Origin of the sequence: Streptomyces sp. QH1-20 (assembly GCF_041283565.1) — a bacterium.
Taxonomy (GTDB): domain Bacteria; phylum Actinomycetota; class Actinomycetes; order Streptomycetales; family Streptomycetaceae; genus Streptomyces; species Streptomyces syringius.
This window is the reverse complement of sequence record NZ_CP166300.1, coordinates 101,630-114,557: the sequence shown is the minus strand read 5'-3', so window position 1 is coordinate 114,557 and position 12,928 is coordinate 101,630. Positions and strand designations below refer to the sequence as shown.

Here is a 12,928-nt window from a genome sequence, read left to right as displayed (position 1 = left end):
GTCCGGATCGATAAAGAAGTTCGACAACATGCCATCCCCGGCCGAAAAGTAGGGCCAGTAGTATCGATGAACTCGAGTGGGAGCAGCATGTTGGCCCCTTATGTGGCCGCTACATGCACTGGTAGTGGCGTTACCCTAGGCTCCCGCGCCACGGATCTTCGTAAAATTGTTTGGGAGCGCCACTGGGAGTCAATTTCGCAAGTGTGCAAGGAGCACAAGTATACCATTTGCGTTCGGTTGACGGGCGAGCCCTCCATTCGGCGCATTGCCGAGGGAGCTAAACCGAAGCCGCACACCATCCTGGAAAAGTCCATTAAAGACAGCTCCGTTAAGGCGAAGTACGGAACACGTGCGGCGAGCGTCATGGAGCGGCTGCGCAATCAGGATCTGGATGGTTTTGTCGGCCACTGGAATCAGCTAGGCCTTGCAGGTGTACGGATCGATAACCCCCCTCAAGAGATCCTGGATATGAACATCGCGCAAACGGGCAGGAATGGCGAACAATACGTTCCGGTCGACGTCGATGCAGACGACGGCGGCCCGGCGCTGACTAGGTTGAAGAGCAATCCCCACTGGAAGCAGTATCTGTATACGGGTGACTATGATCTGCATGAAGCCTACGCTGCTCGGGGGGGTGGTGGCGGTCAGATACCAGAAGCTACTCCCGAGAAAGTAAAGCTCCTTAATCGACTCAACGCCGGGATAGCGAAAAACTACAGAGAAGGAGGGGGTGAAAGAGTGCGACGTAGCGGCACTGCTGTGAAAAAGGGTGGGAGTCTTCATATGCTAGAAGGGTCTGACTATGCCATGTTCCAGCATGGCGATCAAGCTACTTATCGAATGAATCAGTATCTTGAGGCGGCGGCTGCAAAAAAATACCAAGTTGGGTTGGTGAAAATGGTGGCCACAGAATCCGATGAACCTCTGGCCTGGTGTCGATTTGGAAACTGGTACGTCACAAACAACCGCACAGAGCACGCCACCCTCCGACGCCTTTGGAAAGTAATCCCGCCTCACACCTGGGGAAGTGCGGAAGTGCAGCGAACAGAAGAAGGGGGGTACAGGAGGGCAAGATTTAGCGCATGATGAATTCTTGCCAGCGGACCGCCTTCCGTGAACATCACCCCTCGAAGGCAGCCAGGGCTGATTCATAGGGCTCTTTGCGAGCTGAGGGTTCTGCGGGCGAGTTGGGCTGCTGTACAACTGGCTCGGGCGGTTTGAGCGGGGCTCTGTCAGCAATCACGGGGAGCCGTCACGGTCGGTGAGGTTGCGTTCGATTCTCGTGTCCGTGCCGGGGCACGCCTTGCCCGCACCCCTCCCTATCTGACGCCCCCCTCACGTCTCGTGGAATCAGGCTGCCGGGGTTCGTCACGGGCGACGTCCTGCATTTGGGCGGACATGAATTTTCCTGGCAGGATGTGCTGTTCGCGGGAGTCGCAGTGGTCGTCGACGCGGCCGCGTGCGCCATCGGGATGACGATCGTCCGGGCCCGGGGCCGGGCCCGCGAAGGGGGCTGTCCCTGCTGTGGCTGTCCCTCGGCTCGTGTCCGCGATCGCTACCACCGGCAGTTCCAGGACGTGCCGCTGGCTGCTCTACCAGTGAGGATCGTGCTGGAGGTCCGCCGGTTCGCCTGCGTGAACGCGGCATGCTCACAGCGGACGTTCGCGAGCAGATACCTGACTTCACCAGCGCATACGCCCGCTGCACCGACCGACTCGGCACCATCATGAACGCCGTCGCGCTCGCCCTGGCTGGCCGTGCTGGAGCGCGTATGCGGCCTCGCTGGGCATCAAGGCGGGCCGGATGGGGCTGCTGAATCGTGTGCGGGTGATGCCCGATCCCTCGCACGCGACTCCCCCGGTACTTGGTGTGGACGACTTCGCGATCAAGCGGGGTCATACCTATGCCACCGTGCTGACCGACGGGGAAACGCATCGCGTTGTCGACGTGCTGCCCACCAGGGAGGCCGGACCGCTCACCACCTGGCTCCTCGCCCACCCCGGCGTTGAGGTGGTCTGCCGCGCCGGCGCCTACGCCGAAGGCGCCGCCGGGGCACCCCACGCCCGACAAATCGCCGATCGCTACCACCTGTGGGCCAACCTCGGCCAAGCCGTCGAGAAGTGCGTCGTGGCCTACCGGGCCTGCCTCACCACACCGACAACACAGCCGTCTCCCCCATTACCTTCTTGATCAGCCCCGCAATGGGGTTCCCGGCCTCCGGGACGGCATGACTGCTCCCCCCTGTTGATCATGATCTGGGGGGGGGTGTCACCGCTCCCGGAGGCACTGGTAGACCGCTGATGAGGGGCATGACCACCGACTCCTTCGGGAGACAGGGAGGTTCTTCGTAATGTGGATGCTGGCAGCTGGTGCCGCAGGTGCGGCCGGGTTGGTACGACCGGAGAGTGCACGTGATCGACACCAGCGACATCGGCGCCTTCCTCGGCCTGGACGTCGGCAAGGGCGAACACCACGTCACCGCGCTGACCCCAGCCGGGAAGAAAGCCTTCGACAAGCGGCTGCCCAACAGCGAACCCAAGCTCCGCGAGGTCTTCGCCAAGCTGATCGCGAAGCACGGCACCGTGCTCGTCGTGGTCGACCAGCCCGCCTCGATCGGCGCCCTGCCCCTGGCGGTCGCCCGCGATGCGGGCTGCCAGGTCGCCTATCTGCCCGGGCTGACGATGCGCCGGATTGCCGATCTCTACCCCGGCGAGGCCAAGACCGACGCGAGGGACGCGTTCATCATCGCGGACGCCGCCCGCGCGATGCCCCACACCCTCCGCGCCATCGAGCCCGAAGACGAAACACTCGCCGAGCTGGAGATGATCGTGGGCTTCGACGACGACCTCGCGGGCGAAGTCACCCGGGTCGCGAACCGGCTCCGCGGCCTGCTGACCCAGATCCACCCGCACCTGGGCGAGTTGTCGGCCCGCGCATCCAGCACCCCGCCGTCCTGACGCTGCTGGAACGCTTCGGATCCCCGGCCCAGATACGCAAGGCCGGACGCCGACGGCTGGCCACCCTCATACGGCCGAAGGCCCCGCGGATGGCTGAACGCCTGGTCGAGGACATCTTCACCGCCCTGGACGAACAGACCGTGGCAGTCCCGGGCACCGATGCCGCCGCACTGATCGTTCCCAGCCTCGCCGCCTCCCTCCAGGCAGTCCTCGACCAGCGCAAAATCCTCGCGACCAGGATCGAAGAACTGCTGGCCAACCACCCTCTTTCCAAGGTCCTGACGTCCATGCCGGGGATCGGCGTCAGGACCGGAGCAAGGATCCTCATCGACGTCGGCGACGGCAGCGGCTTCCCGTCCGCCGCCCACCTCGCCTCCTACGCCGGCCTCGCCCCGGCAACAAGGAGCTCGGGCTCCTCGATCCGCGGCGAACAACCCTCCCGCCGCGGCAACAAACAGCTCAAGAGGGCGTTCTTCCTGTCCGCGTTCGCCGCGCTGTCCGACCCCAGATCCCGGGCCTACTACGACAAGAAAATCGCCCAGGGCAAGCACCACACCCAAGCCCTCCTCTGCCTCGCGAGACGACGAGCCGACGTCCTCTTCGCGATGCTCCGCGACGGCACTTTCTACGACCCCCAACCGAGCCCTACGGGTTGACGAAACCCATAGGGGCACCCCCCAGGTCCTCGCAGCCGCCGAGCCCGACAGCGCCTCACGGCAAGGCGGCTCGCCGCGCGGCTGCAGGCGCATCACACCCTGGTCCACGGCCTATTGGAGCACGGTATGGGGATCCGACAGGCCGCCCGCCACCTGGGCTGGGGCCGTCATACCGTCCAGCGGTACGCCCGCGCCGAGCACTGGCACCAGGTCTCCCCAGGCCGCCGCCACCAGCGCGCCAGCAACCTGGACATCCACCACCCCTACCTACAGCGGCGCATAGACGAAACCGGCGGCGCCATCTCCATCAAGGAACTGCGCGAAGAACTCGCCGCCCAGGGACGGACAGTGTCCTACACCACCCTCCGCGACTGGGCCCGCAGCCGCCTGCAGTGGCCCACCCGAGCCGCCCCCTGGCCCCGCCGACCACACGACAGGTCACCGGCTGGCTCAGCCGCCGCCCCTCCACGCTCACCGAGGACGAACACCAGCGGCTCAAGGCCATCCTGCAGAGCTGTCCTGACCTGGCCGCCACGCATCAACTCGTCCGAGCTTCGGCGAGAGGCTCACCCAGCAGACTGGCGTCCTGCTGCCCGACTGGATCGACTAGGCCACCGCCGCCGACCTGCCCGGCTTGACCGGCTTCGCCCGCGGCCTCACCCAGGACCTCGACGCGGTCACCGCCGGACTCACGCTCCGATGGAGCTCGGGCATCACCGAGGGCGCCGCGAACCGCATCAGGAAGATCAAAAGGCAGTTTTACGGACGGGCCGAATTCGAACTACTCTGCAAGATGATCCTGCTTCCGTGACTCATCGTGACGGCTCCCCGTGATTGCTGACAGAGCCCCGCTCAAACCGCCCGAGCCAGTACAACGTGAAGAAGCTCCTGGTAGACGGGTTCACCACCAAGATCGCCCGACTGCCAGCAGCTTCGTGGCGCTTGCCTATCACGTCGATCGATCTGTCCACCCGCACCCTGCGATACCTGACGGAGCAGCTCCGCTCCTCGGGACGCGGTGGCGTCGGCTTCCGGTCGGCCGCCAGGCTCTGCTGGCTCTGGCCCATCTGCGCTGCGGCGACGCTTACACCACCCAGCTTGCCGCCGGGTTCCGTATGGGCATCGCGACCGTATACCGCTATATACGCGAGGCCATCGAGGTGCTGGCCGCGCTCGCCCAAGATTTGACCGAGGCGATGATGACGATGCGCGAGAAGGCATTCGTCATCCTCGACGGCACCCTGCTTCCCATCGACCGTATCGCCGCCGACACCCCGTACTACTCAGGAAAGCACCGGCGCCACGGTATGAACGTACAGGTCCGCACCGACCCGTTCGGCCGCCTGCTCTGGGCCTCGCCCGCTCTGCCGGGTCCGACCCACGATCTGACCGTCGCCCGGCGGAAGTGCTGGGCGGATAAGACACCCCATGCGGTTACTGACTTCGGCTCGGTGGGGTGATATTTGCTGAAGTCCCTGATGGGGTTGGGGTGTTGGTTGTATTCCGTGGTGTGTGAGGTATGCGGGTGGGGGGCGGGCTGGCCGCTGCGGGGCGTCAGCGTCGTGAGGTCGTACGAGCGCAGGCGGCCGAGTGTTCGAGCGGAAGATCAAGCCGCCGGAGGTCGCACAGCGGCTGCGGTGAGCCGGAAATCTGCCTGCAGGTGGTATCAGCTGTGGCGGGACGGCGGGCCTGAGGCCCTGGTATCCCGGGGTGCGGGCGGATCGCGGTGCCGTCTGTCCCCGAACTGCCTGGTCAAGCCCGCCGCGTTCTTGGAGGAGGGTCCGGTCGCGCATGGCTGGGTGGAGGACCAGGTGTGGACCGCGGCGAGGGTGGCCACGCGGTTCGGCAGGAAGTTCCCGTCTCCTGCAGCGTCTCGGGCGCGATGAGGCTGATGCATCGGCTCGGCTTGTCCCCGCAGGTCCCGCCCGGCGGGTGGCCGAGCGCGACGAGCAGGCCGTGAAGGTGTGGAAGGAGGCGACCTGGACCGAGGTAGAAGAGCCCGGGCGGCCTGTGGGGGTTACATCTGCTTCGAGGACGAGGCAGGCTTCACCCGCAAGCCGCCCCGAGGACGCACCTGGGGCCGGCGCGGCGTGAGGCCGGTCGTCACGGCGAGCGGACGCGGATTGGGACGGCTTTCGGTGGCCGGTCTGATCGCCATGCGGCCCGGATCGCGCACCCGGCTGTGTCACTGACTGATCTCCCACCCGGTGGGCAAGGGCAAGCGCCGCAGCATGAGCGAGCGGGACTTCATCGCACTGATCGACGGCGCCCGCCAGCTTGTCAAAGCGCCGATGGTGCTGGTGTGGGACCGACTCAACACCCACGTCGCCCACACCATGCGTAAGTTGATCAAGCAGCGCGAGTGGCTGACGGTGTTCTTCCTGCCCACCTACTCGCCCAGCCTCAACCCCGTGGAATGGGTATGGGCGCACGTCACACGGAGTCTCGTAAACCTCGCCGTCGTCGCCCTCGACCGCCTGGAGACACTCGTCCGTAACCGACTCAAGCGTCTTCAGTACCGGCCCGGTACCCTCAACGGCTTCATCGCTGGGACCGGACTCGCCCTGGACATTCCCACCACACCCTGACGAACCGAAGTCAGTAACGGTCAATTAGCAGGGAAGAGTTGATCTGATGCAGGAGGGGCGAAGGCTATCGATTCGTCATAGTTCTGGGGTGTGGCCAGGCAGTGGTGGAGCTGGCCGAGCATGCGGTTGAACAGGTGACGGAGGACGGCGTAGTAGCGATCGCCGGTGTCTCGGCGGCGGTTGTAGTGCGCATGGGCTCCGGGTGAGGCGGTGAGTGCGGCGAACGCCCAGTGTCGACCGGTCGCGGCCAAGCGGCTGTTCTTGATCCGGCGATGGCTGACACGACGGCTTCTGCCGGATTCCCGGGTCACCGGGGCGCTTCAGGCATACGCCTTCAGGTCCCGGGCCGTGTCGAACCTGGTGCGATCGTCACCGATCTCAGCGAGTATCCGAGCGCCGGTGAGCAGGGCAAGACCGGGAAAGCTCGTGATGATTTCCGCGTCGGGATGCTGAAGAAAGAGCTCCTCGGTGTCGCGCGCCAGGTCCTCGTAGGCTCGACAGACCGCGTCGAGCTGGGCGAGCAGGGCGAGTGTCTGGCGTCCCATCGCCCTCTCCACCAGGGCCGGTTGACGGAGCCGGTCTTGGCGGAGCACTTCGAAGAGCCGATCGGTCTCGGCCTCGATCCGGCGCTGGCGGCCGGCCCGTGTGACGGCGCCTCGCAGCCGGCTGCGGGTGAGCCGGGCAGCCTCGGCCGGAGTGGGCGCGATCGTCAGGATCGCGCGGGCCTCACCCGCGAGCAGCCGCTCACGCTTGTCCGCGAACGCTTCGAGGATCGCCGGGTGGTACTCACGCAGGTGCGATCGGAGCCTGTTGTGGGCCCGAGTGCGGTCCCAGACCGCGTCCTGCTGGGCTCGAGCCAGGACGGCAATCGCCCTGACCAGGTCGGAGTCGGCCATTGCCATGTCGTAGTGGTCCTCTGCCCAGTCGATTTCACAGGTCACCTGCAACGTGCGCTCCCTTCGAGTCTTCGCTGTCCCTCGGCGTCGAGCCGAGACGGGAGCACCCGGCGACCTAATAGCAGCGCTCGGTGGCGTACCACCCCATCAGCCGTCCGTGGCCCCCAGCTGAGCCCAGGGTCCTCGCTCTCGTGAAGAGCTCCACAGCTCCGGCTGTTCAGGAGGTGGCCCTGGGGACGGCTCGAACCACGGCACGGTACGCCGACCGATTCCAAAAAGGCAGGGGCCGTCTGCGTCCCTCTTGTCGAAGCGCTCCAGGCGCTGCGTATCAACCAGACGTCTCACCCGGCCCCTGCCAGGACTGGCCCAACGGCCAACCCACGGCGCCTATTAGGCGTATCAGGGGGCAGACGAGACTGTCAGGGTCCCGTTCTGGGGTCGCCGTCTCAAGCGGTGGAAGCGGCGGTACAACAGCAGTCATGCCAAGATCCGCTGCCTCGGCGAGCAGGCCATGGCCACCCTGAAGAGCTGGCGGCTGCTCTGGAAACTCCGCTGCAGCACCAACCGGATCACCGACATCGTGAAGGCCGTCCTCGTCCTTCACCACGCGTCAGCGTGAGGTTGGAAAGAGCTCATAGTCTTGGTGGTTTCGTGAGCTGGCAGGTCATAGCAGTGTGACGGCCCGTCGGAACATCCACCGGGCATGCAACGAAGCTCCGACGATGAAGGTGACCTCCCAGTCACCGAACCGTCGGAGCCTCGATGTGCCGTGCAGTCTGTGATGATGGTGCCGTGGTCCTCCGCCGGGTCCGAGCCGCATCGAAGCTGACGCCCCTGGGTTGTCATTCCGGAGATCTGTCGACTCGCTGCGGAGGGCCACGACGCATACGGCCGGACGGGCGTTCGTGACTTGATAGGAGCTTGGGCCAGGAGCCCCCGCCACTGCTTTGTCCGCCCGCCCGACCGGCGTGTGCTGCCTCCTGAAGCATCTGCGGCGACTCGGGCGACTGGGAGGTCACCTTTATCGTCGGAGCTTCGTTGCATGCCCAGTGGATGTTCCGCCGAGCCGTCACACTGCTGTTACCTGCGGGTTCACGAGACCACCGAGGCTATGAATCAGCCCTGATACCACCCCGCTGGCCTGCACCATCGCCCCTGTAGGACAGGATGGAAACGGTTCATTCTTGCCGGAGGACCGTCGCGGACAAGTCACCGATCACCGGCGGGAGATTCCCCTGCTGAAAGGACAGGCCGCCCTTGGCCGTGGTGGTTCCCTCAGGCGCGTTCTTGTCGGACTTCAAAGACACCGTGAGCGTCCAGGTGCCCTTGGAATCCCACCAGGCGCCCTTGTTGGTGAGGTGCTCCCCGGTGCCGTCCCACGACAGTTCCCAGGTCCCACCGGCGTCAGATCCGTCGGGCCTCCTGACCTCTACGTTTTCGTTAGCGAAGGAGAAACCCCGGGGGGCAGTCAGCACATACTTGCCGCCAGTTTTACCCACACCGGTCGATTCCAACTTGACAACAGCCGTACCCGTACCTCCCGGCACGGTCTCGGGCTCCTTAGTCTGTGATACCGATTTCAGTGTGTTCACCGGCACCTTTGCCGATTCTGCGGAGACGACTCCGTCTACGATTTGCCGCATCGTGACACAACCGTCCTCCTCCTCGTAGGAGTTGCTCACGAGGGAAAACTTCCCGTCCTCCGGTACCGTCCCGTGGTCCTGCCAGTCACCGCCGCCCGCATGGCTCTTCTTCATCTGCAACCTCGCACCGGGGACTCCAGTGCCCTTCACTTCTACAAGCCAGCCACCGTCGGGATTCCTGTCACCAAACCACGCCGCCGATACCACCGGAGCCACCCGGTTCTTCTGCGTCCACTCGATGACGACCAGACCGTTGCCGCCATCCTGCTGGCCAGTGCCGCGGCGTCCGATCTCCTCCTCGTAGTGTGGAGCCTTGGCGCCTCCGTCCAAGGAGCCGTGCTGCGTGGTGCCGTGAGTGGCCCCGGGGCCGTCCGTCCGAGCACCTCCACCACCACCGCCACCACCCCTGTGCGGACCCCTGTCCGGCCGCGATAGGCCGCCACCGCCACCGCCGCCCCATCCGGCACCGCCGCCGCCGGTGTAATGGCCGCCGTTACCGCCGGTGCCTCCCCCCCAGCCGCCGAGGGCGACAACGCCGTCGCCGTTGGCGCCGTTGCCGCCATCGGCGGCACCTCCGGCCTTCGCCCCCTCACCCCCCTCACCGGCTTGGCCGCCAACACCAGCCTCGCCTCCATGCCCTCCGTGGCCCATGCCCACATCACCGCGGGCTCCGCCACCGCCACCCCCGCTCCTAGTGTCCATGCCGCCGAAATTGCCGGCGCCGCCACCGCCCGGGGCAACGAGGATACGGTCCTTGCTGCGCCGGATCTCGCTGCTTCCACCACCACCCCCAGCGCCACCGTCAAAATCAGCGGAAGGGAACTGCCGGCCGCCTTGTGCGGCATACACATCCAGCTTCTGCCCTTCGACTACCGAGATGTCACCGCTGGTGTAACCAGCCCTACCGCCCGACATATCGTGTCGATCCATACGGCCGCCGCCGCCACCACCGCCCCACAATGAGGCGTGAATGGTGTCCACCCCCTTCGACACAATGAATTCCTGCGCGCTGTTGCTGTTGTAGCGGAAAACTCGGCAATCGGAATAGCCTGCCGACGGCGTACACGACTCTCCGCTTGCCGCCCGCGCATTACTGGAAGCTGAAGCTGAGTTCGTCATGGCGGTCCCTGTCGCCGCCAAAATAGTGAAGGCGGCAACGGACAAGCGGAATCCGCGATGCAAAGATCGCCTCTCCCCGCCCGACTTGCTCAGCCTCCCACTCGTAGCTCCCATTGTCACGATATCCATATCCCGCGCCATCCTTTCAACGGTTTCATTTGTTTCTTTCACCCTGCAGTGCCTGCTGGATCACAATTCCAGCCGCAGACGGCTGCCAGCTCGCGTGCGGTACTGCTCCAAGGGACGAGTCGTACCCGCCGCGTCCGCCAGACCGGCAGGCAGAGCAACGCAGGGGCCTACATTCGGAGGTGGTCAGGGGCCTGGTCCTCATGCGAGGTTGCTCCTGTGCACCGACGAACGCGGTGACTTCATCCTCCATTCCACCGCCAACAGGGGCATACCGCCCGAGACCCACTTCTGGGTCGTCCTTGGGTAGCCCCTGGGGCCATCGCCGTCATCACCAGGTATGACTTACCGAGCAGCGCCCCCTGCCGCGTGAGCCAGGGACTGTAAGGCGTCGGTGTATCACCCGATCATGGAAGATGCATCGAGATCAGCGAGAGCATGCCTGAGAGGGTGTTCGCGTCATCTGTACAGCATTTTATTATGGTTGGATCTCCCAGGATTCGCCTCGTGCAGGCAGAGCAGGGCAGTATGTCTCTTCGGTTGGAGCGTGCTGGCACCTACGTTTTACCCTGGTTGCCACTCAGGGCTCCTGTCCGATTCGAATACGCCCCTGAAGTTAGCTTTTGCCTCGCTCGATCGAGCGATATGCCCGGTGGAGACCTCGTGCATGAGTGGTCTCAGTGGACCTTACTGATGCGATGAAGGTGCGGGAGACCTCGCCCCTTCATCGCACCAGTATCGGTAGTTCGTTAAATCCGGCGGTAGAGGTCGAGGGGTTTGCCGGTGGTGACGGCGCCGATCAGGGACTGGAGGTGGGCGGGTGGGTCTTCGTCGGTCCAGGCCTGCCACCAGCGTTGCAGGGTGGTGGCGGGGGTGAGCTAGTGCCGCATCAGGCAACGTTTGCCCTGTTCACGACTTCGCGGAGGCGTTGGTCAGCGGTGTGTTTGTTCCGCCAGATGATGTAGCGGCGGATCGTAGCGGCGGATCATGCTGCCCTGGGCCTTGTGGGTGGGGTGGTCGGTGCCGTCGAGTGCGAAGTAGCGCAGGGCGGTGAACTGGGCCTCGATCCTGTTGAGCCAGGAACTGTTGGTCGGTGTGTAGGCGATCTCGACGTTGTTGGACTCGGCCCAGTCCGCGACGCGGTGGCAACGCTTGGTGGTCAGGTGCGGGGAGTAGTTGTCGCAGATGATCGCGATGCGCTGGCCGGTCGGGTGGAGAGAACGCAGGTAGCGGCAGAACTCCAGGAACCTCGTGCGGTTCTTGGTCTTCTTGATGTGGCCGTAGAGCTGGTTCTTGCGCAGGTCGTAGGCGGCGAACAGGTGCCTCACCCCGTGCGGGCGGGTGTAGGTCGCCCGGCGCCGCGGCCGTGGTTCGCGGTCGGGGTCCCTGTGCTTTCCGCCGCGTCCGGCCCACTGCCGGCCGGGGTGGGGCTGGAGGTTGAGCGGCCCGAACTCGTCCAGGCAGAAGACGACGTCGGGATCGCCCCGTTCGGGGACGACCTCGCCGTCGGCGATCGCGTAGAGGTGCTCGACACGGGCCTTCTTGGCCGTGTAGTCGGGGTCGCGCGAGGCTTTCCAGGTCTTCATCCGTTGAAAGGTGACGCCCTCCTCGCGGAGCAGGCTGCGCAGGCCCTCGTGGCTGATGTCGTCGACCACCCCCTCGGCGACCAGGAAGTCCGCCAGCTTGGCCAGGCTCCAGGTCGAGAACGGCAGTCCGTACTCGGCCGGCTTGGACTTGGCGAACTTCTTGATCTCCCGCCGCTCAGACAGCGAGAAAGTGCGGGGGCGGCCACCTCTGTATTTCGGGTAGAGCGATTCGAAGCCGTCGGTGTTGAAGTTGTGGAGCACGTCTCTGACCCGGTCGTCGCTGGTGAACGTCACCTCGGCGATCTGGGCCACGGGCATGGACTGCGCGGATAACAGCACCATCTGGGCCCGCCGCCAGGTCACCACCGAACCGGTGCCCCTGCGGATGATCCGCAACAGTCTCCTGCCCTCGTCATCGTCGATCTCCCGCACCCGCACACGCTCAGCCACGACACCATTGTGAACACCAACCACCCCTCAGCAATGGCATGTTGGGGCAAACGATGCCTGATGCGGCTCTAAACGGTGTCCCGTAAGGCCTGGCCAGGCATGTGATGATCTTGGTGTGGGTGCTGTGGTGACGGCGTCAGAGCCGGGCTGGGTAGGGCTGTTCGCGGGTCTGGGCGAGCGGCAGTTCCGCAGGCTGGTGGGTCTCGTGCGGCGCCGGGGTGGTGGTGCGCCGTCCGGTGGCCGGCCGTGGGGGCTGCCGCTGGAGGACCGGGTACTGCTGGTGGCCGCGTACTGGCGGACGAACCTCACGATGCGGCAGCTCGGCCCGCTGTTCGGGATCTCGAAGTCGGCCGCGGACCGGGTCATCGACCACATCGCTCCGCTCCTTGCCCTGGCACCGGTCCGCCGCCGGCACCCGGCAGGCACAGTGCTGATCGTGGACGGAACCCTGGTCCCCACCCGCGACCGGAGCGTGGCCGCGTCCTCCAAGAACTACCGCTACTCGACGAACCTGCAGGTCATCATCGATGCGAACAGTCGCCTGGTGGTCGCGGTCGGCCGTCCGTTGCCCGGCAGCCGGCACGACGCCCGGGCCTATGGCGAGTCCGGCGTGGACCAGGCGGTGAAGAACGCGCCACTCCTGGGTGACGGTGGCTACCGCGGTACGGCCGCGCTCATTCCGCACTGGCCCCGCCCGAACCGGCCTCTGACTCCTGAGCAGGAAGCGGAGAACACCGTCCATCGCCGGGCCCGGGCCCGCGTCGAACACGCCTTCTCGAGGATGAAGACCTACAAGATCCTCCGCGACTGCCGCCTGCGCGGCGACGGCGTCCACCAGGCCGCACTCGGCATCGCCCGGATACACAACCTCGCTCTGGCAGGCTGAGCCAGGCGGCACACCAACCGA

At 65.4% G+C, this 12,928-nt stretch carries 9 protein-coding genes and 4 pseudogenes; 10 read left to right on the top strand and 3 right to left on the bottom strand.

The window, feature by feature from the left end; genetic code table 11:
- The first annotated feature begins 201 nt into the window (after positions 1-201).
- From AB8O64_RS35925 to AB8O64_RS35895, 7 genes and pseudogenes are all read left to right on the top strand, one after another.
- Positions 202-1,086 (top strand): hypothetical protein, encoded by an 885-nt coding sequence (locus AB8O64_RS35925; protein ID WP_370424161.1) that lies wholly within the window; start codon positions 202-204, stop codon positions 1,084-1,086.
- 386 nt (positions 1,087-1,472) lie between these two features.
- Complete coding sequence (locus AB8O64_RS35920) at positions 1,473-1,730, top strand: transposase family protein (RefSeq protein ID WP_370424382.1); 258 nt, start codon at positions 1,473-1,475, stop codon at positions 1,728-1,730.
- Between the two features lie 73 nt (positions 1,731-1,803).
- Positions 1,804-2,190 carry a transposase gene (locus tag AB8O64_RS35915; RefSeq protein WP_370424159.1) on the top strand — a complete coding sequence of 129 codons (387 nt, stop codon included), beginning with the start codon at positions 1,804-1,806 and terminating at the stop codon, positions 2,188-2,190.
- A 221-nt stretch (positions 2,191-2,411) separates the two neighbouring features.
- Positions 2,412-3,613: pseudogene (locus AB8O64_RS35910) on the top strand (IS110 family transposase).
- Positions 3,614-4,238: 625 nt separating this feature from the next.
- Positions 4,239-4,424, top strand: coding sequence for a hypothetical protein (locus AB8O64_RS35905; protein WP_370424381.1), 186 nt, complete (start codon positions 4,239-4,241; stop codon positions 4,422-4,424).
- A gap of 146 nt (positions 4,425-4,570) precedes the next feature.
- Positions 4,571-5,034 (top strand): annotated as a pseudogene (locus AB8O64_RS35900) (transposase family protein); the annotation flags it as partial.
- Positions 5,035-5,844: 810 nt separating this feature from the next.
- On the top strand, positions 5,845-6,201 hold the full coding sequence (locus tag AB8O64_RS35895; RefSeq protein WP_370424158.1) for a transposase: 357 nt from the start codon (positions 5,845-5,847) through the stop codon (positions 6,199-6,201).
- Between the two features lie 320 nt (positions 6,202-6,521).
- On the opposite strand, the gene AB8O64_RS35890 is transcribed toward AB8O64_RS35895, so the two are convergent.
- Positions 6,522-7,142 carry a transposase gene (locus AB8O64_RS35890; protein ID WP_370424380.1) on the bottom strand — a complete coding sequence of 207 codons (621 nt, stop codon included), beginning with the start codon at positions 7,140-7,142 and terminating at the stop codon, positions 6,522-6,524.
- 352 nt (positions 7,143-7,494) lie between these two features.
- Here AB8O64_RS35890 and AB8O64_RS35885 point away from each other — a divergent pair.
- Positions 7,495-7,716 (top strand): annotated as a pseudogene (locus AB8O64_RS35885) (transposase family protein); the annotation flags it as partial.
- Between the two features lie 559 nt (positions 7,717-8,275).
- Here AB8O64_RS35885 and AB8O64_RS35880 read toward each other — a convergent pair.
- The gene (locus AB8O64_RS35880) at positions 8,276-9,070 is read right to left on the bottom strand and encodes a hypothetical protein (protein WP_370424157.1); all 795 of its coding nucleotides are present in this window, start codon (positions 9,068-9,070) and stop codon (positions 8,276-8,278) included.
- Positions 9,071-9,346: 276 nt separating this feature from the next.
- On the opposite strand from AB8O64_RS35880, the gene AB8O64_RS35875 reads away from it, so the two are divergent.
- Positions 9,347-9,703, top strand: a complete 357-nt coding sequence (locus tag AB8O64_RS35875) for a hypothetical protein (RefSeq protein ID WP_370424156.1) — start codon at positions 9,347-9,349, stop codon at positions 9,701-9,703.
- 1,171 nt (positions 9,704-10,874) lie between these two features.
- Here the strand turns inward: AB8O64_RS35875 and AB8O64_RS35870 are convergent.
- Positions 10,875-12,021: pseudogene (locus AB8O64_RS35870) on the bottom strand (IS630 family transposase).
- A gap of 115 nt (positions 12,022-12,136) precedes the next feature.
- Between AB8O64_RS35870 and AB8O64_RS35865 the strand changes: the two are divergent.
- A complete protein-coding gene (locus AB8O64_RS35865; protein ID WP_370424125.1) occupies positions 12,137-12,907 on the top strand; it encodes a transposase in 771 nt (256 codons plus the stop codon).
- The last annotated feature ends 21 nt before the right edge of the window (positions 12,908-12,928 follow it).